18 protein-coding genes and 1 pseudogene are annotated in these 22,614 nt (G+C 63.5%); 9 read left to right on the forward strand and 10 right to left on the reverse strand.

Annotated elements, in window-relative coordinates; all coding sequences use genetic code 11:
* The first annotated feature begins 5 nt into the window (after positions 1–5).
* From MKL11_RS07535 to MKL11_RS07545, 3 genes are all read left to right on the forward strand, one after another.
* Entirely contained in the window at positions 6–812 is an 807-nt protein-coding gene (locus MKL11_RS07535) for an enoyl-CoA hydratase/isomerase family protein (RefSeq protein WP_243941795.1), read from the forward strand.
* Positions 813–986: 174 nt separating this feature from the next.
* Positions 987–2,336: an MFS transporter gene (locus MKL11_RS07540; RefSeq protein ID WP_243941797.1), complete on the forward strand. Its 1,350-nt coding sequence runs from the start codon at positions 987–989 to the stop codon at positions 2,334–2,336.
* A 31-nt stretch (positions 2,337–2,367) separates the two neighbouring features.
* The gene (locus MKL11_RS07545) at positions 2,368–2,835 is read left to right on the forward strand and encodes a TIGR02444 family protein (protein WP_243941800.1); all 468 of its coding nucleotides are present in this window, start codon (positions 2,368–2,370) and stop codon (positions 2,833–2,835) included.
* Here MKL11_RS07545 and MKL11_RS07550 read toward each other — a convergent pair.
* Positions 2,813–3,415: a UbiX family flavin prenyltransferase gene (locus tag MKL11_RS07550; protein ID WP_243941802.1), complete on the reverse strand. Its 603-nt coding sequence runs from the start codon at positions 3,413–3,415 to the stop codon at positions 2,813–2,815. The two genes, MKL11_RS07545 and MKL11_RS07550, sit on opposite strands and share 23 nt — an antisense overlap.
* 108 nt (positions 3,416–3,523) lie before the next feature.
* Complete coding sequence (locus MKL11_RS07555) at positions 3,524–4,447, reverse strand: LysR family transcriptional regulator (protein ID WP_243941805.1); 924 nt, start codon at positions 4,445–4,447, stop codon at positions 3,524–3,526.
* Positions 4,448–4,623: 176 nt separating this feature from the next.
* Here MKL11_RS07555 and MKL11_RS07560 point away from each other — a divergent pair, with 176 nt between their 5' ends.
* Genes MKL11_RS07560 through MKL11_RS07570 form a run of 3 tightly spaced genes read left to right on the forward strand, consistent with a single transcriptional unit; the run spans position 4,624 to position 8,511 of the window.
* Positions 4,624–6,009 carry a UbiD family decarboxylase gene (locus tag MKL11_RS07560; RefSeq protein ID WP_243941807.1) on the forward strand — a complete coding sequence of 462 codons (1,386 nt, stop codon included), beginning with the start codon at positions 4,624–4,626 and terminating at the stop codon, positions 6,007–6,009.
* A gap of 4 nt (positions 6,010–6,013) precedes the next feature.
* A complete protein-coding gene (locus MKL11_RS07565) occupies positions 6,014–7,720 on the forward strand; it encodes a GMC family oxidoreductase (protein WP_243941809.1) in 1,707 nt (568 codons plus the stop codon).
* A complete protein-coding gene (locus MKL11_RS07570; RefSeq protein ID WP_243941811.1) occupies positions 7,717–8,511 on the forward strand; it encodes an alpha/beta fold hydrolase in 795 nt (264 codons plus the stop codon). Before MKL11_RS07565 ends, MKL11_RS07570 begins: the two co-directional genes overlap by 4 nt.
* Positions 8,512–10,205: 1,694 nt before the next feature.
* Here MKL11_RS07570 and MKL11_RS07575 read toward each other — a convergent pair.
* The 7 genes from MKL11_RS07575 to MKL11_RS07605 all read right to left on the reverse strand — a co-directional run bounded on the left by MKL11_RS07575 (position 10,206) and on the right by MKL11_RS07605 (position 16,604).
* The gene (locus MKL11_RS07575; RefSeq protein WP_243941866.1) at positions 10,206–10,673 is read right to left on the reverse strand and encodes a hypothetical protein; all 468 of its coding nucleotides are present in this window, start codon (positions 10,671–10,673) and stop codon (positions 10,206–10,208) included.
* Entirely contained in the window at positions 10,595–11,065 is a 471-nt protein-coding gene (locus MKL11_RS07580; RefSeq protein ID WP_243941812.1) for an exonuclease domain-containing protein, read from the reverse strand. The genes MKL11_RS07575 and MKL11_RS07580 overlap by 79 nt, the downstream gene beginning before the upstream one ends.
* A gap of 107 nt (positions 11,066–11,172) precedes the next feature.
* Positions 11,173–11,385 carry a hypothetical protein gene (locus MKL11_RS07585; protein WP_243941814.1) on the reverse strand — a complete coding sequence of 71 codons (213 nt, stop codon included), beginning with the start codon at positions 11,383–11,385 and terminating at the stop codon, positions 11,173–11,175.
* Positions 11,386–12,001: 616 nt separating this feature from the next.
* Entirely contained in the window at positions 12,002–14,011 is a 2,010-nt protein-coding gene (locus MKL11_RS07590) for a plasmid replication protein, CyRepA1 family (RefSeq protein WP_313900736.1), read from the reverse strand.
* Positions 14,001–15,197 carry a hypothetical protein gene (locus MKL11_RS07595; protein WP_243941817.1) on the reverse strand — a complete coding sequence of 399 codons (1,197 nt, stop codon included), beginning with the start codon at positions 15,195–15,197 and terminating at the stop codon, positions 14,001–14,003. Before MKL11_RS07595 ends, MKL11_RS07590 begins: the two co-directional genes overlap by 11 nt.
* 372 nt (positions 15,198–15,569) lie before the next feature.
* Positions 15,570–15,848, reverse strand: a complete 279-nt coding sequence (locus tag MKL11_RS07600) for a hypothetical protein (RefSeq protein WP_243941819.1) — start codon at positions 15,846–15,848, stop codon at positions 15,570–15,572.
* A gap of 117 nt (positions 15,849–15,965) precedes the next feature.
* Positions 15,966–16,604: a hypothetical protein gene (locus MKL11_RS07605; RefSeq protein ID WP_243941821.1), complete on the reverse strand. Its 639-nt coding sequence runs from the start codon at positions 16,602–16,604 to the stop codon at positions 15,966–15,968.
* Between the two features lie 323 nt (positions 16,605–16,927).
* Here MKL11_RS07605 and tnpC point away from each other — a divergent pair.
* Positions 16,928–18,257 (forward strand): annotated as a pseudogene (gene tnpC, locus MKL11_RS07610) (IS66 family transposase).
* A gap of 388 nt (positions 18,258–18,645) precedes the next feature.
* Here tnpC and MKL11_RS07615 read toward each other — a convergent pair.
* On the reverse strand, positions 18,646–19,269 hold the full coding sequence (locus MKL11_RS07615; RefSeq protein WP_243941823.1) for a hypothetical protein: 624 nt from the start codon (positions 19,267–19,269) through the stop codon (positions 18,646–18,648).
* 339 nt (positions 19,270–19,608) lie between these two features.
* Here MKL11_RS07615 and MKL11_RS07620 point away from each other — a divergent pair, with 339 nt between their 5' ends.
* Positions 19,609–20,514 carry a hypothetical protein gene (locus MKL11_RS07620; protein ID WP_243941825.1) on the forward strand — a complete coding sequence of 302 codons (906 nt, stop codon included), beginning with the start codon at positions 19,609–19,611 and terminating at the stop codon, positions 20,512–20,514.
* A 284-nt stretch (positions 20,515–20,798) separates the two neighbouring features.
* Positions 20,799–22,124 carry an integrase gene (locus MKL11_RS07630; RefSeq protein ID WP_313900737.1) on the forward strand — a complete coding sequence of 442 codons (1,326 nt, stop codon included), beginning with the start codon at positions 20,799–20,801 and terminating at the stop codon, positions 22,122–22,124.
* Positions 22,125–22,614 lie beyond the last annotated feature (490 nt).

The raw sequence follows: 22,614 nt of genomic DNA on the forward strand, positions 1-22,614 counted from the left end.
GCCCCATGACGAGTGACACCCCCACCATCGACCCGCGCCTGACGAACCTCGACGGCTTCCGCGTCGAGATCGACACCGAGCGCGAGCGTGCCGACGTGATTCTGGCGCGACCGCCGATGAACGTCATCGCGATGCCCCAGCGTGACGAGATCAGGAAGGTGTTCGAGGCGCTGGACGAGGATCCCCGCGTGCGGGTCATCGTCCTGCGGGCGGAGGGCGAGCACTTCTCGTCGGGGGGCTACATCAAGGGCTTCCTCGACGCCTCGCCCGAACACGTCTCGAAGCTCGCCTGGAACATGGCGGCGCCGGCCCGCTGCTCGAAGCCCGTCATCGCCGCCAACCGTGGCTACACGTTCGGGGTCGGCTTCGAGATCTCCCTGGCCTGCGACTTCCGCATCGTCTCCGAGACCTGCCGCTATGCGCTTCCCGAACAGAAGCTCGGCCAGATCCCCGGTTCCGGCGGCTCGGCCCGGCTCCAGAAGATCGTCGGTATCACGCGGACGAAGGACATCGTGATGCGCTCGAAGCGCATCCCCGGCCGGCAGGCCCTCGACTGGGGCATCGCCACCGAATGCGTGCCCGACGCGGACCTGGAGAAGGCCACCGACGCCCTCGTGGAGGAGCTGCGCGCCTTCTCGCCCATCGCCCAGCGCACTGCCAAGAAGCTCCTCAACGACACCGAGGACGCGAGCCTGTCCATCGCCATCGAGCTCGAGGGACACTGCTACAGCCGCCTGCGGCAGGCCGACGACTTCCGTGAGGGCGTCGAGGCGTTTCACGCCAAGCGCGCCCCGCGTTTCACCGGCTCCTAAACCCACCGCGCCGGGGGGCTGCAGGGCGGCTCCCCACACCCCCGTGACCCCCACGGCACCGCTTCGATCCCGCCCCGGCGGGACACGATGGCGCGCGCCCTAATGGCCCCCGTCCCGACCCAGAGCCCGAACCGGCCCCACCGCGGCAACGACCGCATCCCCCGGAGGAACCCCATGCAGACCGCCGCAACCTTCGCATCCGATCCCCCCGCTCACGCCAAGCCCACGGGCCGGCAAACGGCGACGGCCGCCATGGCCTCGCTGTTCGGCTGGGGGCTCGATCTCTTCGACCTGTTCATCCTGCTCTACGTGGCGCCCGTAGTCGGCGCCCTGTTCTTTCCGGCCGACAAGCCGATGCTGTCGCTGGCGGGAGCCTATGCCTCCTTCGCGGTCACGCTGCTGATCCGGCCCCTCGGCTCGGCCCTGTTCGGCTCCTATGCGGACCGGTTCGGCCGGCGCCGCGCGCTCATGGTGGCGGTGACCGGGGTCGGCCTGTCGACGGCAGTATTCGGCCTCCTGCCGACGGTCGGCCAGATCGGATGGCTCGCCACCGCGATCTTCCTGATCTTCCGCCTCGTCCAGGGCATCTTCGTCGGCGGCGTGGTCGCGGCGTCTCACACGATCGGGACGGAATCCGTACCGGAGCGATGGCGGGGGCTGATGTCCGGGGCGGTCGGCGGTGGCGGCTCGGCCATCGGCGGCCTGCTTGCCTCTCTGGTCTTCTACATCGTCTCGCTCATGGCGCCGGGAGAAGCCTTCACCGAGTGGGGCTGGCGGCTGATGTTCTTCTCGGGTCTGCTGACCTCGGTGATCGGCCTGATCCTCTTCCGCAATCTCGAGGAATCCCCGATCTTCAAGGATCTCCAGGCCCGGAAGGCGGCGCTCCGGGCGGGTGCTCCGGCGGAGGGCTCTCCGATCCGCTCCCTGTTCTCGCCGTCCAACCGGCGAAGCTTCGTGGTCGCGACGCTCATCTCCTTCGGCGGCGGCGCGGCCTACTACCTCACGTCCGGTTACCTGCCGACCCTCCTCAAGCTCGTCAACGGCGTGCCGAACGCCACCGCCTCGATGATCCTGATCGGCGCCAACGTCGCGGCGGCGATCGGCGCCTGCGGCATGGGCGAACTGAGCCAGCATATCGGGCGCAGACGGTCGTTCCTCGTAATGGGCGTCATCCGCCTGCTCGCTTTTCCCGCCCTGTTCCTGACCATGGCGAACACGACGAGCCTCGTTGGGGTCGCGGCCTGCGCCTTCCTGCTGGCGCTCATTGCCAACGCCAGCTACGGGCCGCTACTGATCTTCCTCAACGAAAAATTCCCGACGGCGGTGCGGGCCACGGGGACGGGCCTGACCTGGAACATCGGCTTCGCCCTCGGCGGCATGCTGCCGACGCTCGTCTCCCTCGTCGCCGACGGGCCGACGCAGATTCCGATGGTGCTGGCCGTCGTCATGACCGGCGTCACCCTGGTCTATCTCGTCGGTGCCTTCCTGACCAACGAGACGCAGGGCAATCTCGACCGGGCCTGACGATACGGTTCTGCGCGGGCGGAGACCTCCCATGACGAGTGATCCCCTCTGGAGCTTCGCCTGCGCGTTCTACGGCCGGCCCGGCGTCGCCGCGGCCTGCCTCGCGCTCCAGGACGAGGGCGGCGCCGATGTGCCCCTGCTCCTGTACCTGATCTGGTGCGGGAGGACCGGACGAAGGCTGGACGCCTCGGCGCTCGCCGGAGCGGAAGCCCGGATCGGAACCTGGCGCGGACAGGTGATTATTCCCTTACGGGCGATCCGCCGGGCGATGCGGTCGGACCTCATGCCGGGCCAGGGGACGGAGGTGCTCCGGGAGCGGATTAAGCTCGCGGAGATCGAGGCGGAGCGCCTCGCCCTCGCGGCTCTCTTCGAGGCCGCGCCGGTCCCGGATATGCCGGCGAGTTCGGGCGGCGAGGCGCTGGCCCTCTATGCCGCTCATCTCGGCCGGACCTGGCCGGAGGCACCGCTGCGGGTTCTCACGACGGCGCTGGAGGGCTGAGCGCCGGTGAGCCTTCTCCGCTCCGCCAACGCCGGACGCCGGGTGCGTCGATGTCGAACAGGTCGAGAACCCGCCCAATCGTATGGTCCACCATTTCGGCGAGGCTCTCCGGACGCGCGTAGAAGGCCGGAACCGGCGGGGCGATGATCGCCCCCATTTCCGAGAGCGCCGTCATGGTGCGGAGGTGGCCGGTGTGGAGGGGGGTCTCCCGCACCATCAGGACGAGGCGGCGGCGCTCCTTCAGGGTCACGTCGGCGGCCCGCGTCAGCAGGCCGGATGTGACGCCGGTCGCGATCTCGGCCTGGCTTCGCATGGAGCAGGGCGCCACGACCATGCCGCGGGTCCGGAAGGATCCGGAGGCGATCGAGGCGCCGATGTCCCCCTGGGCGTAGGTCTTGGCGGCCAGGGCGCGGACGTCGGCGACCTTGAGGTCGGTTTCATGGGCCAGCGTCACCTCGGCCGAGCGCGACATCACGAGATGGGCCGGGATCGCGAGGTCGCTCAGGATTTCCAGGAGACGGATCCCATAGATCACCCCCGAAGCACCCGAGATGCCGACCACGAGGGGCAGCGGTGTCATCGTTCCTCCCGGCCGCAACGGGCGCGGCGACGTTTCCGGTGACAGTATCGGGGTGTGCTCGCTCGTGTCGAATAACGTCGGCTGATCGCTGCCATCAGTCCGGGGGGCTCAACCGGTGATGATATGGGCCTGGAGTGCGGTCGCCGCCGCGGTCAACTCTTCCTCAAGGATGCCGATAAGGAGCTGCGCCGCGTGGCTGAGCGGTTTCTGCGGATGGTGAATGATCACCAATTCGCGGGCGATGCGCGGCGCGACGATGCGATAGGCCTTGAGGGACCCGTCGGCGAGCTGTCGGCTGACGGCGATGCTCGGCAGCACAGTGAAACTCGTCGAGCGCGCCACGAAGTCTGCGATCGCGGGGGGCAGGTCGAGTTCGAGCTTTGGGCACAGGGTCACGTCCGCGGCGGCGACACGGCGGTCGAGTTCGACGCGCAGGCCGTGGCGGGTCGAAGGCAGGATCAGGTTGAGGGCGGCGAGGTCCGCCATCCGGAGGGGCAGGGGCACCGGCAACGGTGTGTCGCGCCCGCCGACCACGACCATTTCCTCGTCGAGGAGGGGTGCCATGACGAGGCCGAGGCGTCGGGCCGGCCGGTTGATCACCGCGAGGTCGAGGGCGCCGCTGCCGACGCCCTCGATGAAGGTGCTGCTGTAGCCATCGGCCAGCGACAGCTCGACCTCTGGGTAGGCCGTCGCGAAGCGAGCGAGGACGCTCGGGATTACGCTCATCGACAGGGACGACAGGATGCCCGCCGTGACGCGGCCCGACACGGTTTGGGACAGGCGCGCCATGGCCGCCCGGGCCTCGGCGACATCCCGCTGGATCGGGTGGACCAGTCGGTGCAGCGTCCGGCCGGCGGCTGTCGGCACCATGGCCTTCGGCTGGCGGTCGAACAGGCGCTGGCCGAGTTCCCGTTCCAGCTTGGCGATCTGCATGCTGAGCGCGGGCTGGACGACGTTCATCCGCTGCGCGGCGCGGGTGACGCTGCCCTCCTCGAACAGGGCGACGAAGTAGGAGATCTGACGGAGATCCATACACGGGACCCGGGCGACACGAGCAACGCGCCAGAGGACCATGTGCGGGCTGGTCGGCGCAATTCAAACCGGCTGATGGGCGGCATCACCAATCGTTATTTTTCCCGCCTGCGGGAAGGGCTTAACGCTTCCTCCCCTGGCAAACTTGGTTGAGATGACCCCGCCGTGAGGACAGCATGAACGCGCCCACTCCCGTTCGTTCCCTCCGCGACTGGCTCGATCGGCTGTCCGGGGATGGGCGCCTCGCCATCGCGCGGCCCGGAATCGGCTTGCGCCACGAGGCGGCAGCGGTGGCGAACCGCCTCGACGGCCGGCAGGCCAGCCTGTTTCCGCAGCCCGGGGGGCATCCGGGCACCATCGTCTCGGGCCTCGTGTCGAGCCGGGCCTGGATGGCGGAAGCCCTCGGCACCACGCAGGATCGCCTCGTCGCCCATTTCCAGCAGGCCGCCGCCCAGCCGCTCCCCTGGCACGAACGCAACTCCGCCCCCGCGCAGGAGGTCGTCCACCGGGAGGGACTCGACATCCTGAAGCTCCTGCCGGTGCCGACTTTGAACGAGCACGACAGCGGCCCCTACATCTCGGCGGGCCTGATGATCTCCCGGGACCCAGAGACCGGCCTGCAGAACGTCGCCATCCTGCGCTGCCAGATCAGCGGTCCGGACAGGATCGGCGTGCTGGTCCTGCCCCGGCATACCGACAATTTCTACCGCAAGGCCGAGGCCCAGGGCCGGGGCCTCGAAGTCGCCCTCGTGGTCGGCGTCGATCCCGCCTGCCTCCTCGCATCCCAGGCCATCGTGCCCCTCGGCCACGACGAGTTGGAGATCGCCGGGGCGCTCACCGGCCAACCCCTCGACGTGGTCAAGTGCCTGACGAACGGCGTGCGCGTTCCGGCGAACGCAGAGATCGTGATCGAGGGCCGCCTCCTGCCCGAAATCCGCGAGCCCGAAGGGCCGTTCGGGGAGTTCCCGCAATATTACGGGGAGCGGGCCAAGCGGCACGTCATGCGGGTCGATGCGGTGACGCACCGGCGCGCCCCGATCTTCCACATGATCGTCGGGGGCGGTCTGGAGCATCTGTTGCTGGGGGCGATTCCCCGCGAGGCCACGATCCTCGCGACGCTCCAGCGCAGCTTCCCCGGTGTCGAGGACGTGCATCTGTCCCTGGGGGGAGTCGGCCGTTACCACCTCTACGTCCGCCTGCGGAAGACGCAGGAGGGCGAGGCCAAGAACGTGCTGCTCGGGGCCTTCGCCGCCCACTACGACATCAAGCACGCCGTCGTGGTCGATACGGATGTCGACATCCACGCCCCACAAGAAGTCGAATGGGCGGTCTCGACGCGGTTCCAGGCGGACCGAGACCTCGTCGTCATCCCTCACGCCCAGGGCTCGAAGCTCGATCCCTCGGGCCGCGAGGGGGTCGGCGCGAAGATGGGTCTCGACGCGACCGTTCCGCTCGACGCGCCCCCCATGAAATTCAAGCGCATCCGTGTTCCCGGCGAGGCCGAGGTCGATCTCGACGCGGTGCTCGCGTCCGGCGCCGACTGGCGCGCGGCGATCGGCTGATCCCGTGAACGCCTTGCCCGAAACGGTCGACGTGTTGATCGTCGGCGGGGGCTCTGCCGGCTGCGTGATGGCCCACCGGCTCTCCGCCGACCCGCGGCGCCGGGTGCTCCTCGTCGAAGCCGGCATCGATACACCGCCGGGCCGGGTGCCGGCGGAGATCCTCGACAGCTATCCGATGCCGCTGTTCCATGGCGACACCTACATCTGGCCGGGGCTCGACGCGGCGGTCACCCGCGACTCCCGCGGTCGCACGCGGCGGCGGGCCTACGAGCAGGGCCGGGTGATGGGCGGCTCGTCCAGCATCAACGTCCAGGCGGCCAACCGCGGGCTGCCCCGCGATTACGAGGCCTGGGCCGCGCTCGGCGCCGAGGGCTGGGCCTGGGACGACGTGCTGCCGTATTTCCGCAGGCTCGAGACCGACCTCGATTGCGGCGGTCCGCTGCACGGCCATGATGGGCCGCTCCCGATCCGGCGCATCCTGGAGCCCGCATGGCCCCCCTTCGCCCATGCGGTCGCCCGCGCCTTCGATGCGACGGGGCTGCCCCGGCGCGTCGATCAGAACGGCGAATTCGAGGACGGGATCTTCCCGCCGGCCTTCTCCAACCGGGACGACGCGCGGGTCTCGGCCGCCGCCGCGTATCTGGACGTGGGGACGCGGGCCCGGCCGAATCTCACCATCGCCGCCGGCCTCGAGGTCCGTTCGCTGGTGATGGACGGGCGCCTCGCGACCGGGGCCGTGCTGCGGCGGGGCGACGGATCCGAGCAGCAAGTGAGCGCCGCCTCCGTAGTCCTGTGCGCCGGCGCTCTTCGATCGCCGGTGCTCCTCCTGCGTGCCGGGATCGGCCCGGGCGATGCGCTCTCCGCCTGCGGGATACCCGTCCGGCTGGATCGTTCGGGCGTCGGCGAGAACCTGCGGGACCATCCCGCTTTGACGATGGCCCAGGTCCTTCCCCGCTCGCTCCGGCTGCCCGAGACCTTCCGGCGCGCGAGCTTGCTGGCCCTGCGCTATACGTCCTGCCATCCCGGAGGCTGCGCCTCCGATATGTATCTCACCGCCTCCGCCCGTGCCGGCTGGCACGCCCTCGGCGGACGCCTCGCGCTCTACTTCCTCTGGGTGAACCAGCCGCACTCGGTCGGGCGCCTGCGTCTCGATCCGGCGAACCCGTCCGGCCCGCCCGACATCGACCTCGGCCTGCTCTCGGATCGCCGCGATCTCGAACGCCTCGCCTCGGGGATTCGGCTGCTCCGCGACCTCGTGGTCTCGCCCACGCTGAACCCCCGCTCAGACGACCTATTCCCCGCGAACTATTCGCCGCTGATCCGCCGGCTGAGCGCCGTCTCCCCTCGCAACCGGCGGCTCACCGGCCTCCTCGCCCCCGTGTTCGATGCACCGGCCATGCTGCGCGCCCCGCTGCTGCGCGCCGTCTTAGGCGGCCACGCTTGGGCGACAGTGCTCCAGGACGATGGCGCTCTCGACGACTTTGTCCGGGACAACGTCTTCGGGGTCTGGCATGCGAGCGGTACGTGCCGCATGGGCCGGGCCGACGATCCCGGCGCGGTGGTCGATCCGGGGGGGCGCGTCATCGGAACCGAGAACCTGTCCGTCGCCGACGCATCGGTGATGCCCCGCCTTCCTAGCGCAAACACGAACGTCCCGACCTTGATGATTGCGGAAAAGATCGCGGAGAGGATGATGGTGGAGATGGGATGATCCCTCTCGACACGTTCGGCACCTTTGCGGTGGCCGACCTACGGCTGGAATACCGTTTCGTCGGTCCGCAGCCGGACTTGGCGCCGACGCTGGTGTTGCTTCATGAGGGTCTCGGTTCTGCCACGCAGTGGGGCTTGCTGCCGGAAATTCTGGTCGAGAAGACCGGATGCGGTGTCCTGGCTTTCTCGCGGCAGGGTTATGGGGCCTCGAGTCCAGTGCCTCTGCCCCGCCGGGCCGACTTTCTCGAACAGGAAGCCTGCACCATACTTCCCCAGGTCTTCGACCTCGCGGGACTGCGAAGCGGCCTGCTGATCGGCCATTCCGATGGCGCCTCGATCGCGGCCCTCGCGTTGGCGGAGGGCGACACCCGCGTGCGGGGCGGCGTCCTTATCGCGCCCCATTTCTTCGTCGAGGAGGCAACGCTGGCCGGGGCCCGACGGGCCCGGGACGCCTATGACAAGGGCGATCTGAAGGTCCGTCTCGGCCGTCGGCATACCGATGTCGAGGGAGCCTTTCGCGGCTGGAACGACGCTTGGTTGGATCCGGCTCGGCGCGGATGGACAATCGAGACAGCCCTCACGCGATGGACCGTCCCGGCAGTCATCATCCAGGGGACGAAGGATGCTTACGGAACTAAGGCTCAGATTGCTGCCGCTCGCAGACTTTGCCCCGCCGGTCTGCTGAATATTTGTGAGATGCCGAATGTTGGGCATCACCCACATCGAGAAGCGTTGGCAGAAACTGCCGACGTCATCGCCCGCTTCGTCACCCATGTCTTGAGCAGAGCTTAAGTATTCACAAGACAATGTTTGATTGGCCTTGAAACACACTGTCGCAAGGCCGGGTGCCGGCCCCTTTCCCGTGGGGAGGGGCAGGAGGCGGTGTCAGGTTCGTTGACAGGGTTATTTGGAATCACCTGCCTCCCAGGCCTCATCCAGATCGAGCTTTCCGAATCCGGGCGAGGACAAAGCCCAGCCGTGGTACTGGGCACGTTCGCCCACAATGCCGCCCGACAGCTTTCGGCAAATTCGCGTCCTCGACGGAATGAGCGGATTGGATCGGGTAAGACGCTGTCCGTTTTTCCAGCAAGCCCCCTCCAAAGCGGACCGGCCGCTTTCGGCCAGTACCGGACCTGTACGGCCACTTGGAGGTCGTCTTACCCTCGGGCGGGATCCGCGCCAACGTGTCGTCGGCATGTAGACGAGAACCGGCCACGCGTGCCTGCGGCTCGGAAAGGATTCCGGTTCGCCGTGACAGACGTATCACTCCGCCTGTTGCTTCCGGGGCTGGTGCTGCCGTGATCTCGGAAATTGCCAAGTCCAACAGGTTCAAAACGGTGAAACCCCACGGCAGGACGTCGAATGGGGGAGGGGCCTGCTGGAACGCTCCGCAGGAGCAGCAGGTGAGCTTCTTCCGGCCTTGCTGCACTACTTTCAACGCGAGTGGTATTGGCTGCTGCGAATCGGCGACGTTCTCTTCGGTCAAGGCAGGCGGGTTGCGTTAATCATAATGTCAGCGAAGTGGAATGATTAGGCTTGCCTAAATTCTCTGTTCTGAAGCGTCGTAATAGCGTGAGGTTCTTCCTCGAGGGCAGTCACTCCTGGAGTGATCAAAAGAAGCGATTCGATCACGCGGAACAAGTGAGGATGCGATCGCGATCCAGGATCATCCTTCGATCTCGTAATTGAAGGAGATCTGCGAGCGAAGCGAGCCTGTGTAGAGCGAAGCGACCCACAGCAAGATCAATCTCGATCCATGACGAAGTAGACCTGGAAGAGAATGCGTGGTCATTCCGAATCATTGATCGACCTCGCTGCGCTCGGCCGATGCTTCGCCGTCTCTGGTTTGTCATCTTGAACGAAGATCTGCCGGGTGTTCGGAGGGTACAGTTCACCCTACCAGGGGAGAGCTGTACCCTCAGGACCTGCGTGGCGTCCCGGCAAGATACACGCGATCAGCACACCTTTCGGTCAGGACAGGCCGTACGTTTTGCCCTGTTACGTGCTCGTTCACTCGACCTACACGGTCGATACGGCGGCGGCTGCCCTCGGCTGATCGGGGAACTCGAAGGCGACGTGCTGGTCTTCTGCCAGCGTCTTGGTCCAATCGGACCTTCTCAACGATGATATGGCCAGACACCCCGACCTCTTGGATAGGCCGACGAGACGGTGGACTGACTGGAGCCGCCACAAGCCCCGGGGATCGGACCCGGTTGGTATGTGCATGATGAACCGGATCATGGGACCCGTGCTTCTATTTATCCCGATGCTCTCTTCATCGGCGCGGAGACGCGGTTGCCGCTGGCGATCGAGGTTAAGCAGCGGGAAGACCCAAATCGCGTCACGCACACGAAGGTACGTTTCTGGTCCCCGATTCAGGATCGTGTCTTCAAAATTGTGATGCGAAAGTTTGATGCAAATCCAGTACTTGAGCTGGATCTGGTTGCCAAACCCAAAGGCGAGCGGCACCTCAAACGCAACGGAGATCAGAGCTCTGGATTCGCCCTCGCCGAGAACCGATCATTTGCGGCGAATTTGTCTGACGGAAGGTTGGGGACAGGGCGACCGATCACCTTCTCACTGAGAAAGGTGCGTTCGATCTCGATCTGCGCCACATCAAGGTCCGCGTACCAGTTCCGCCGACGCTGGCTCCAACGGTAGCTGCGTGCCTTCAGGACCTCCTTCGTCTCGAAAGGCGAGTCCTCTGCCCACAGCCTCACGGTGGGGCGCCGCGCGGTTGCGAGTAGCGCGCTCATCGCCAATTGTCCGGAGCTGCGCAGTGGGCTGGCGAGAAGCCGAAGCAGAGCGTGACAGTCATCAACGGCGCGATGGCCACGGTGGAAGAAGCCGAGGTCGGTCAGCAGATAACCGAGCTTTAGGCCCTCGTGCCCTCTGCCCGCCAGGGAATTTGGTTGAGAGGGCAGGCCCATTTCTTCTCGCGGAAGATCGACCATCGAGACTCGCACATTTGCCGATCGAAGCTGGCGTTGTGCGCGATCACTACAGCGGCGTCCGCAGCCATGGCCTGAGCGGCCGCTTCGTCGATCCGATGGCCGGACACGTCGGCATTGGTGATGCCGGTCAACCGGCTGATCTCCGGCGGGATCGGGCGACTGGGCTGATGCAGTTGGTTGAAGGTGTCGAGGAGACGGTAGATGCGACCACTGGCTCCATACTCGAACTTGAGCATGCCGAACTCGATCACCTCGTCCGCGGCGAAGTCGGTTCCGGTCGTCTCGACGTCCACGGCGAGGCCAATGAAGGTCGGCTTGTCTGGTGGTTCTGCGCAATCGACCAGCGGCTCGAGCGGACCCAGCACGCGGTAGTTGCCCGTGTTCTCGAGCACGGCGGCGATGCTGTCGAAAGGCTGGTCCGCGTGCGCGCCGGTCCCGGCTTGGTTCTTTCCGGATGCCGGGATGTGCCGGCAGGGTCTTACCGCGAGCTAAACTGCGCTCAGACCAGGACATGGTTCATCACAACGTCCCGACCGTGCTGTGAAGCGGCCGCGTCGATGCCCTGTCCTGCCGTGTGGGGAACGGTAACGACCGGAGAGACCTGGGCTGCCGCCGATCCCTTGCGTCTGTCGCAGGCATGCAGGTCCTTGAAGGTCAGCGCCCGCAACACCGGCTCGCGCCGTTTCTTGCGTGTCCGAAGCTGGATCTTCACGTCGTCCTCGATCCCTCACGACCCAAGGCAGAGGGCCGGTGAGCTATTTATCCAATTATCCTCTGTCTCGGTCCCGGGCGACGGTATGGGACCGAGGCAGACCGACCTTAGGTCGGTGCACCGAGGATGGCGGATCTTCTCGCGTCGCGGCCAACGAAGGATGCTGCACGTGCGTACGAAACCTGCTCGATGAGATCATGGGGTCGCGCGGAACCCAATCACGCTGTGGAGGATGAGGACCGAATGATCATCGGGTGCGACCTGGGAGTGTCGCACTCGGGATAGAGAAGATGGGCGCTGACTATCGAGGTCGTCGGTCGATGCCTCGACGTACGAGGTCCTCAAGACCTCCGCCGGGAGCGTCGAACACGGTGGGCGCTTCCAATTCGGACCAGTCTCCCCCGTAGCGGGGGACAACCCGGTGCTTTTTATAGAGACCGTCTATCTCCCCCTTTTGTAATGATCCGGGTTGTCCCCGACTCTCAGCCACCGGTGGGGACAACGAAGCGTTTTATTGGAGATTGTATCATCCCTCCTCTTGTGATGCGCCCGGTTGTCCCGGGACCCAACCGACCTTCTGCTGAGGGGACAACGGGGCGTTTCATTATAGACGATCCTATACTTCTTCTTGAAATGTCCCAGTTGTCCCCCGCAGGAACTCCCTCGCACGCTCGATTTGCGCCTCGGTGTCGCTGAAGTCGTCCTGGTCCGACGGGTCGATGTGTGACCCGTAATAGTCGACCAGGAAGGCCCACCCCCTCATCCGCTCGCGGCGGGCCATGATCTCGGTCATAGTCGCGAATGCGGAGGCCTCAAGGCGATAGCTGCGGATTTTGCGGCCCGCGACCTTCCGCGTGTCGATCAACGTGAGGGCGAGCCCCACGAGCCTGAGCACCTGCCCAAGCTGCTGCATAGGCTTCCTCCGGAGGTCGGAGCGGATCTCGAAACCGAACAGGTTCTCCAGCGGTTTCCTGTTGTCGAGCATGAACTGTGCGAAGGCCTGCAGGTTGGCGGTCTCGATCACCGCCTCCGGATCGAACGATCCAGCCACACGACCGTCCTGCGTCTGCAGCCAAGCGTCGATCGGCGGAATGAGGCGGCCACGCTCGATCTCCGCTTGCCCCTCGGGGTGGGGGATCCGGGTGTGCGGATGCTCGCGCCAGAGCGGGATCAGGCGGAGGATCCGCACGAGGGCCGGCGCGAGGTCCTGCTCGGTGTCGCCGACGAAGCTCAGGTCTCTGTGCAACGGTGCGCTCCTGTCCGCCGGCATGGCCTCCGGCGGCAGGCGGGCGATCTTCTCGAACAAGCGGACCTGCTGCCTAAGCCGGCCGTCACGATCGAGCCGGATCAGCTCCGGTGTCGCCTCGGCGCGGTAGAAGAGCTTGAAGTTCGTGGCCTCGTAGGACCACTGAAGCGCCTCGCTCACGACCGCGCCGGCGTCGATCTGCCGTCGAACGTTCTCTGTTTCAACCTTCGTCAGGACGGGCGCCGCCAGGATCTTGGCCACGCGCTCCTCCTCGGCCAGCCCTGCCCCAAGCTTCAGGGCGATGTGACCACCGAAGCTCCTCTCGGGATCCCTGCTGACATGGACGAAGGTGCAGCCCTGGGCCTCCTTGTAGCGGATGTAGTTGCCCCGCAGGTTGTTCTTGGAGATCCGCTCGTCCGACTTGACCAGGGCCGCCAGTTCGATCAGCGGATCATCCTCGAGGAAGCGTGGTTTGCCGTCGTCGTCGAAGCCGTCGAGCAGGTCTTTGTAAAGCCCGGCCCGCAAGATGTCGTGCCGGACTACGTCGAGGTGCGTCTCGTAGTTGGAACGCCGGGACGTGATCCAGACCTTGATCGTACCGGGGTTCCGGACGCGCGCGAGCTGCTGGTCGAAGTCGAGATGCGTGTTGATCTCCGGCTCGCAGAAGCCGACCACCAGGTCCACGCGTTGGGCGTTGTCCGGAAACGTGATGTCCACCCCCGTGCCGAGCGAGGGCGAGCACAGAATGACATCGTAGGTGAGGGCGCGCGCGGCGGCGTTTTCGATGAAATCCTGCGCCTCCGGCCTCCCGCTGGTGTCGCTCGTGATCATGATCACCCGTCTGGTCTCGCCGAACCGTTCACGGATGATCGCGTCGAGCTTGACGACCAGGTTCTTTGAGTTGGCGGGGACGAAGCAGCGCTTGCCGTCGGCGATCGCCTGCAGCAGGTCCTCGGCTAGATGTTCCTTGCTCTCGTAGAGCTCGATCAACTTGCGGTCAGGCGAGGGCGTCTCGTTGATCCATAGATAGCTAGGCTTGCTCGGACGCAGTACGCCGTCCGCGTCCGGAACGCTGACCATGCGGGCCAACGTATTTGTGGTGCGATAGGCCAAATCGGCATCGAGTGCGACGACGTACTTCGCCGTTCGCACGAACTCACGCAGGATTTTGAAGTGTCGATCCTGCTTACCGCGGCCGACCATGGTGTCGGAGAAAAAGTGGCTGAGGAACTGCTCCGCCTCGTCGATGAGGACCATCTCGAAGGGCTCGTTAGCCTGGAGCAGATGCAGGCTGTCGGCGCAGATACCGAATCGTTTGGGCGTTTTCCGGCGCTTTTGGTGAGGCCTCGTCTTTGCGGGCTTTCTTGGCCTAGTCCTCATCGTCGGCCTTCAGGAAGGGACGCAGGGAGGTCGTGGGCCCGTTTGCTGTGCCGGATTGCTTGGTCTTGTCGAGATAGCAGTGCAAAATCAGCCGCCCGCAGCTGCCTCGGATTAGCGAGCGCCGATGGCCGACGAGCAGCACCGTCTTCACGTCCTTGCTCAGCCTCTTGAGGGCCTCGGTCTTGCCGGTGCCCTTGTCGCTGCGCACGAACGTGATGCCGGGCTGCAAGACGGCGGGCGCCGCCTGGCCGCGGACGATGCGGACCCGGCAACCAGCGAACGGCCCCTGGGTGGCCGCGCGGCCGTCCGGCTGAGCATTCGGGATCGACTGAGCCGCGGCGGCACCCGCGATGGCACGGGCCGTGTTGACGAACGCGTCGGGATCGTAGTCGTCACTACGCAGGATCTTAGGCCAGTAGCTCTTCGCGCAGGTCGAGCAGTACACGCCGTTCACGCCGTCGCGGTTCTGAATGATGAAGGCGCTTGCGGTCTCGTCCGGGTGTACGGGGCAATGTACTGAGGTCTTCGGCAGCACGTCACACAACGGCATCTGCCGCCCGTCCTTTAGCTGTAGCTCCTGATTGAGGCGCAGCGCCACCATGGATCGCCGGCTGATGATCTCCGTGGCGGACAGGTCGGTGTCGAGGGGCAGGTTCGCGTCGGCGATCAGCTCCTTCATGAGCTCCGGACCGATCGTGCCGCCGACGTGGCACACTTGGGCTCCGCGGTGGCCGTAAAAGAGCCGGGCGGGGTCTGTGGCCGCCATGTCGCCACCAAGACGTCGCGCGAGGCCGCGGTTGATCCTTCTCATCACGCGCGAGTCCGTGATGGTCACGCCCAACTCGAAGAGCACGCGGATACGATGATGATCCTGTGTATGCCGCACCGTCGTGTAGAATAGCAGCCCGTGCTGCTGGATGAGGGGGCTGTCGTGCGCGTCCTCGATCGTAAGGCCGTGATCGATGTCGACCGAGGCGACGTTGGTGGCCAGGAAATTGGCTTCATTCCGGGCTCCCTTTAGCTGAGCGCAATACCCTTGACCGCGCCTAATCCGCTCAGCGAACTCACCGGGAGTGACCGACACGTTCTCAAACCCGTGCGAGAACAATCCCGCGTCGCCGGCGATATTTTTGTCGATGAGGAGTGGATTGAAGGCGACATCAAGTCGCTTCACAGTGGTGGTCATAGTTAATCCCAAGCAGCGAGGGGTAATTTTTGGGTTTTCGACGATTATAGGGGCAAATACGCCGTGTATCGGGGTAAAACGCTGAAGGCATCAAAGCTCTGGCAAATTTTTGCTCTAGCGGAAGATAATTAGTATATGATTGTCACCTGCCTCACGCGGACCAACGCAGGCGTCGAGATAAGACCATGCACCGCGCCCGTGCGTTACTACACTGAGCTGAAGCTAAGAATTCTTGGTGGCTCGTTTGATCGGTGCTTGGCTGACCCGCCAAGCGATCTCGGCCTCAGACCTTTTGCGGTCTGAGGCCGAGATCGCGTGATGGATCGTTGTTGCGGCCCGCCAAACCTCACGGTATGGCGGGCGCAAGGGCTACTAGTCGAAGTCGAGATCTCGGCTCCAGAATAGATTCCTGAACATCGTCTTGGCTTCAGAGATCTCTAACTCGATCTGTTTCTCGCCGCTTTCGGCGCAGAGAACGAACGACTGGATCAGTCGATTGATTGCGTCTTTGGCTGAGATCGAAGTATCCCCGTAGCCGTATTTTTCGATCATCGATCGAGCTCGCGGATCATACTCATCGAGGTACGTACCTGTCTGGCTAAGATCTTCGATATCATCGTCGATCGTTTTTGATTTGTCGACATCGTTCATATCAATGTCCCGTTCGAGAATTATTATCGACGTATTACTGGTTAGGACCCCCTCAGTTTGGGTGCCCAAAGGTAAAGCATCGGCGTATATAGGCGCCAAGTTTGACTGTGCGGCTCGTCAGCTGACCGGTGCACGCCATGCTCTGGGCAGAGCGACGAGCGCCTCTTCGAATTTGAGAGAGCCCCGGCAGACCGTTTCGAAGCAGCTCCACATCGCGTCCGAGATCGTCGTCGGATCGACAGCCTCGAAATCGACCCGCTCGACGCCGGTGCCTTCACGAATGAACTCGTCCAGCCTCATCACGTGCTGCCGCATCGGCAGATTGCCTAGCGGGCCTGGGGGCATCGCGAGCAACCCGCGGTAGCGCAGACCTTCTCCCGGATCGGAGTTGACCTCGTCCGGATTCTCCGACGCGTTCGGGAGATCGGCTGCGCCGATAAGCAGCGGTAAGACGTTCCTCCTTTTCCTGTTGGCTGGGTGGGGCCCGCGATTCGCGAAGATGCTGAGACGAAAATGGACCTTCAACACGGGATCACGGACCACGTCCGGAATCCGTCTTCTGTCCCTAGACGCGGCTGTTGGCGTGAGCGTCACAGATCCGACTGACCAGCCGACCTCCGCTCTATCCTTGATCGCCTGTGCAAGCAGACCTATGCAGGAATCCAAATTGAGTTCGGGGAGGTCGATCGTTGTTTCAGACCCAATGGGCCGCGTTTTCGGGATTTTTTCAATGTCGGAGATCTCGTCTTGGTTCATGATATCATAATTCTCCGTATTTCATCTGCCGTACGATTGACGCGGATGAATATTGCTGAAACCGTTCACATTTCAGAATGTGTCGTTTTTATTTTCGAAACAGCAAGAAATCCGTTTCTCATCGCTGACAAAAAAATCTTTATCTGTGTTGACGCCTGATTTGCAACGATAGAAACCACAAATAATGGTCAAAGTTTGATAGTATTATATCTAAAGGACGCCTATGGGCGGGTAATTACACAGGGGGTATCCGGCGACTGCGGCTGGCATAGTGCGGGTGTTCCCCTATTGCAGAGTTTGGATTTCGCTGATTCCTTCGTGGGATGGGGCGCAGCGATCTTGAGCGGTTGAGCCGCGAGGAGCTGATCGATCCTTCGACAGGCTCAGGATGAGGTGGTGCTGCAGCTGCAACGTCCGGACAAGATCTCGCGCACGTCCTCGAAGCCACCGTCGACCGCCCGTAAGGAGCGCCGCGAGCAGGCCAAGCCCGGGCACGAAGGCCACAACGGCGTGATGAGCGAGGATCCCGACGCGGTCGTCGAGCATCGTCCCGACCGCTGCGCGTGCTGCGGTGGCGCCCTGCACGAGGATCTTTCTGCCGAGGTCGTCAACGTCTCCGAGCGGATCGAGCTGCCGGCGGTGATGCCGGTCGTCACTCAGCATCGACGGCTGGCCGTGCAGTGCCCGACCTGCGGGGCGCGCGTGGTCGCGCCGGTTCCGGAGGCCGCGCATGGCGGCCCGTTCGGCCCGCGGCTGCATGCGGTGGCGACCTATCTCTAGACGTTTCAGGCGCTGTCGTACGAACGGCTCCTGGCGGCCTTGTCGGATCTGTTCGGCCTGACGCTCAGCCAGGGCGGGCTGATGAACCTGCTCCAGCGCGCGCAGGGCCGCTTCCGCTCCGGTCGCGAGAAGGCCGTGTCGACGCTACGCCGGGCCGCGGTGGTCGCCTCGGACGAGACCGGCGTGCGGATCGAGGGCAGCAACGCCCTCCATTGGGTGTTCCACGCGGCCGACGCGGTGGTGCACACGGCCTCGCCGACGCGGGGCACTGTCGTAGTGCGACAGATGATGGACGGCCACCGACCGGTGGTGTGGATCTCGGATCGCTACACCGCCCAGCAGGGTCATGCCGCCGAACACCAGACCTGCCTCGCCCATCTCGCCCGCGACGTCGCCTACGTCGTCGAGGCGAGCGACGATTCGGTGCCCTGGCGCCTGCGGCTCTGGCTGCAATCCGTGTTCGCTCTGGCCGAGCGCGTCACCACCTTGGCCACCTCGACACGCGCCGCCAAGCGCCGGAGCCTGGATCGACAACTCGGGGCCATCCTCGTCACATCGAGCCGCTGCGACCTGACCCGCGATCTGCAAGCCAAGATCGGCCGGGCCCGCGGTTAGCACCTGGTGTTCCTCGCCCACCCCGGCTCGGTCGAGCTGACCAACAACGTCTCGGAGAGGCTGCTGCGTCCCTCCGTCATCCAGCGCAAGATGACTAACGGTTACCGCGCGATGTGGGCTGCCGAGGGCGAGGCCGCCATCCGCACCGTCGTCGATACCGCCCGCCTCACCGGTACCAGCCCGTTCGCCACCATCCTCAAAACCGTCAGCGCCCAAATCACGCCACCACAGGGGTGGGTAATTACGATTTATGCGTAAGCTAAAGTTGAGGACTGGGCAGAGAAATGTGGTAAATTGGCCAACTGATTCAACTTGATGGATCGCTCGAACGCCAAAAACGAAACGCATTTCGTTTTTCTTTAGCACTGATTCACAACCCTAACGCCTGTGGCGTGATCTGTTTGACCGATCCTGCGCTGAGAGCTGACGGACCATTTCCGACTGATGGACGGACATTTTGCGAAGATCGCTCCGCACCTGCTCCGTGTAGTGCGGTTCAAGAAGCGCGCGGGGGAGCGGCGCGGAATCAGCAGCATCGTTTACATCATAACAACCCCCCAAATTTGCTTAAAGATAGATGACTCCGTCTATATCAGAAAATCTTTATCGCCTGGAATATTGTTCACTGAAATCTGTCTGTGCTTCATTACTGAAGTTTAAGCTTATCTATCAGCCCGCCGTATTTAAGATTTTCGGGCTCTCCATCTTCCAGCTTCCTGAAGGCGGCACATTCACATAGGAATTCTAGTAATTCGATGCGTGGCCTAAATTTTTGAAAATTCTGATCGAAATATATAAGTGACAAACCGTCCATATCTAAAATGTGTTGAGCTTGCGCAGTGAAAATCTCAGCATATTCATTTCGACGGCCTGCTCTACCATACTGGCGCCGAATCTGCTGTAAGCGATTGACTAGAACCACCTCTGCCGTTCTCATCACTGAAACTGCATTCACAAGAACGTTATAGTCATTTGTTGTATACGACTCCGCAACTCGGTTTGCCAGCAATTTGTCGAGTGAGTCTGCGGTAGACTTAAGTGCCTGGCTTAGTTTCTGAGTGTTTTTCCGGGCTTCAACAGGCGAGGTGTCGTTTTCTGTGTCGTCCCGCTCCATCCTCCAGAAATATACAAGGCTATCTAATCGATGGCATGCTGACGGTGGAATGGTCGGAAAAATCTGTTCGAGCTGCTCCACCTGCTCAGCACTGAAGCCACAATTAATGTACTTACCCGTTTGTTTTTCTGCAGCGGTCAAAATTTCTGCGAGCAACGGCGGTCGTAAGATGCCCCTGAATTCCGAGGTAGTAAGCCTACGCTGCGTTGTGCGGCCCAATCCCTTCATAACTACTCTTTCCCTCGGTTCCCAGTCACATTCTGGCATATCGACATGGCGGATGGTCTCATAGCGGTACGCGCGATCTTAATTGGTTGTCAACGCGGCTGATTAAATGTCGAAAAACTTGATGATTTTTGATATTTTTTGATTAGACCTCCCAAATCAGTGAAGGTTCGGACGCCTTAAGATCATAGATCTATTCGGGCGATAGATACATTTCCGCGACAATTTTGTGCCGCGCGACCGATCACTGCTCACGCAGAGGAGGATCCTGTGTCGAACGACGATACGGCCTACGTGCCGAATGCAAACCTGACCGATGGTAGCGAGAGGTATGACAAAATCCTCGAAAATTTCCCGCTGGACAAGCGCGAGAACATTTTGGGTAACATCGCGATCATAGCGCGCATGCAGCGGAAAGAGACGGCAACGGCGATCGAGGTTGGGAAGGCTTTGATTGAGATCAAGAAGGTGTGCCGGGGCAAGAAAGGTAAATTTGACGAGATCTGTGACGCTGCCGAGGTTACTCGTCGCATGATCCAGCATTTAATGAGGATCGCTAAGCATTTTTACGACATTCGCGACTGCGTCTGCGACATACCGCTCAATTTGCTCATCCGCCTCGCGGCGAAGGCGACGCCGAAGGCGCTCATCGAGTGGGTCATACAGGAAAAGCAGGCGGGTAGGTCGATCGATCTGACTGAACTGAAAGGCAAACTCGACGCGGTGTGCAAAAATAGATCTCCGAGCCCCGCGATCGACGAGTCGTCTTCGGAAAAGGCTGCCGAGATAGCTCCCGCTTCGACAACCGAGGTGGGGTCTTGCTCATCGCTATCGCATACCGCTCAAGTCAGCGACGAGTCGGCGGACGATGGCGCGACAATGTCGGACAGCACCGGCGATCCGATGATAGCGGACGAGAGCAGCGAATGCGCGGCAGGTGTCGTGATGAGCGACGAGAGGCAGCCTCACGAGGGCCAGGTGCTTCAGCTTAAGGGGGGGACCCGGGATGGCGCGCGAAAAGACGAGTCCGCTACGGCAGCGCATAACGCGGCTGATATGCTGATGAGCGAAGCCCCGATCGACCGGCACGAGCTGGCCGTCAAGCTCAAAGCGGCAGACGCGTTAGAGCTGAAAAAGCTGCTTATCGAGCGCTGCAACATGGCCGAGGCGGCGTAGTCCGAATGATCGCAACGGCCTGATCAACGACCTAGGCAGCTGAGGCGCAAAAACGATCTGCCTGGCCGCCTTCGATGGACCTCAAGAGGGGCGGGTGCGTCAAGCAACCCGCTCCAATCCGTAGATGGCATACATGACACGTGGAAGCCGACGCGTCCGCGACGATGGGCTATTTCCGTCCGAATCCGAGATCGCCCGGCGGCTCAGCCAAACACTGCAGGAATGGGCCGCGAAGGCCTACGTTCTCGAGCGTGACGGACTGCCACGCATCGATCCCTTGATGGGTGGTCGGTACTGGCCGGCGGTTCGCGCTTACTTCCATACACGACATGGTCTGTCCGTTAGCGCGGCACTCGCGCCTGATGGCTCGGAAGATCTCGATGCCCTCTCATCTCGACGCGCCCGGCCTGAAGCGTCGGCGCAACCCCAAGGGTGCCGACCGCATCTACTGGTTCGCGACCCATAAGGCTGTACAGGCCGGCTTTCGCCCCTCTGTGGTTCGCCTGCCATACGATCTCGACGAGCCGGATCACCGTCTGCTGATTGAGGGTGCCTGCATACGGCTTCAGACTGAGATGTTGGCCCACCTCTCCGGCCAGCGGCGCGACAAGGCCGCCTTTGACGGCACCATCCTCAGCCTGTCACGCCGCTACCAGACTGACCCGGCCAGCCCCTATCGTCGCTTGAAGCACAACAGCCAGCGCGCAGATTTTTACGTCCTCCGGCAGCTAGATCGGGCCGTTGGCAACCGCCAGATCTCGGCAATCAAGATCGGCGACGTCCAGCGCTGGTACGATGTTGCCAAGCGCTCGGCCAGGCCGGGCGGACCGGAGCGGGTGCGCAAGGCCTGGGGCCTCATCAAGAAGCTGCGGGAACTCTGCTCCTATGGCGTCATGGCCGAGTTGCCGGGTTGCGAGAGGCTCCACACCATCCTGAGACACGCCCGCTTCCCACAGTCGGCTCGGCGTCGGGTTGTCATGGAGCTGCACCACGTCGAGGCCTTCATCCCGCAGGCGATCAAGATGGGCCGGCCGTCGCTCGCCCTAGGCACCGCCCTGCAGTTCGAGACCGCTATGCGGCAGAAGGACGTGATCGGTGAGTGGGCCCCCGTCCCCGAGGGTTCGGCCTTTGTACCCGACGCGTTCGTGCTGAACGGCCGCGAGTGGGGGAGGGGGCTGAGCTGGGAGGACATCTCGGCCGACCTGATCATCCGCAAGGCGACGACCAAGACCGGAGCCTTCGCGGCCCACGACCTGAAGCTATGCCCGCTGGTGCTCGACCTGCTAGAACGCGCGCCGGTCGAACAGCGGCACGGGCCGTTGATCATCGACGAGAATGCCGCACGCCCGTACGCCGAGTCGGCCTACGGACGTGAGTGGCGGATCGTGGCGAGGGCGGCTGGTATCCCGAACGAGGTCTGGAACATGGACGCGCGAGCCGGCGCGATCACCGAGGCGGAGAACGCCGGAGCCGATCTCGATCACATCCGCTCGGCCGCGGCTCACAGCCAGGCCTCGACGACACAGCGCTACTCGCGCGGCGCGCTCGGCAAGTCGCAAAAGGTAGCCGAACTCCGGCTGGCGCACCGAGCGGCACGAGGCAAGGCGTAGTTTGTTCGGCAGGGGGAGGGGGCGTCGGTTGCGCCGTCCGGTTTCGAGGAGCAGTCGTGCCGCGCCGGACGGCTGGTCGTGGCCGAAAGCTGCAGGTCTGCTTTCTGGCGAGCGATAACTCAAACCAGACGTTGCCGGTCTCGAGAGCGTTTTACCGATGCTTGAAAAGCCGACACGCTTTGCCGACAAAAAGAGGCCGTCGTGGGGCTTTCCAACTAACGTCAGGCTTATGTCGGAAAAGCGATCGGACCCTGTTGGCGAATTCCGAGCGGCGGTAGCCTGGGTGTAGGGTGGCTGTTCCGCCCGGAGGCTTCCTATGTCGCTCCGCCCGCAATCCGTGCTCCCGCTGGTGCCTGACGACACCACTCGGGTCGCTCAAACCGCGTTCCGCCGCGGCAATTCCTACCTACTGCTGCGGGATCACCTCGGTCCCATCTTCGCCGACACCCAGACCGTCGCACTGCCGGTGGCGTCGGACTACCTTACCGGG

The organism is Methylobacterium sp. J-077 (assembly GCF_022829365.1).
In the GTDB taxonomy this organism is placed as follows: Bacteria; Pseudomonadota; Alphaproteobacteria; order Rhizobiales; family Beijerinckiaceae; genus Methylobacterium.

Bases quoted from the DNA above. Each gene is read 5' to 3' on its own strand.
- MKL11_RS07535 (WP_243941795.1), top strand. From the start codon at position 6: ATGACGAGTGACACCCCCACCATCGACCCGCGCCTGACGAACCTCGAC.
- MKL11_RS07540 (WP_243941797.1), top strand. From the start codon at position 987: ATGCAGACCGCCGCAACCTTCGCATCCGATCCCCCCGCTCACGCCAAG.
- MKL11_RS07545 (WP_243941800.1), top strand. From the start codon at position 2,368: ATGACGAGTGATCCCCTCTGGAGCTTCGCCTGCGCGTTCTACGGCCGG.
- MKL11_RS07550 (WP_243941802.1), bottom strand. From the start codon at position 3,415: ATGACACCGCTGCCCCTCGTGGTCGGCATCTCGGGTGCTTCGGGGGTG.
- MKL11_RS07555 (WP_243941805.1), bottom strand. From the start codon at position 4,447: ATGGATCTCCGTCAGATCTCCTACTTCGTCGCCCTGTTCGAGGAGGGC.
- MKL11_RS07560 (WP_243941807.1), top strand. From the start codon at position 4,624: ATGAACGCGCCCACTCCCGTTCGTTCCCTCCGCGACTGGCTCGATCGG.
- MKL11_RS07570 (WP_243941811.1), top strand. From the start codon at position 7,717: ATGATCCCTCTCGACACGTTCGGCACCTTTGCGGTGGCCGACCTACGG.
- MKL11_RS07575 (WP_243941866.1), bottom strand. From the start codon at position 10,673: ATGGTCGATCTTCCGCGAGAAGAAATGGGCCTGCCCTCTCAACCAAAT.
- MKL11_RS07590 (WP_313900736.1), bottom strand. From the start codon at position 14,011: ATGAGGACTAGGCCAAGAAAGCCCGCAAAGACGAGGCCTCACCAAAAG.
- MKL11_RS07595 (WP_243941817.1), bottom strand. From the start codon at position 15,197: ATGACCACCACTGTGAAGCGACTTGATGTCGCCTTCAATCCACTCCTC.
- MKL11_RS07600 (WP_243941819.1), bottom strand. From the start codon at position 15,848: ATGAACGATGTCGACAAATCAAAAACGATCGACGATGATATCGAAGAT.
- MKL11_RS07605 (WP_243941821.1), bottom strand. From the start codon at position 16,604: ATGAACCAAGACGAGATCTCCGACATTGAAAAAATCCCGAAAACGCGG.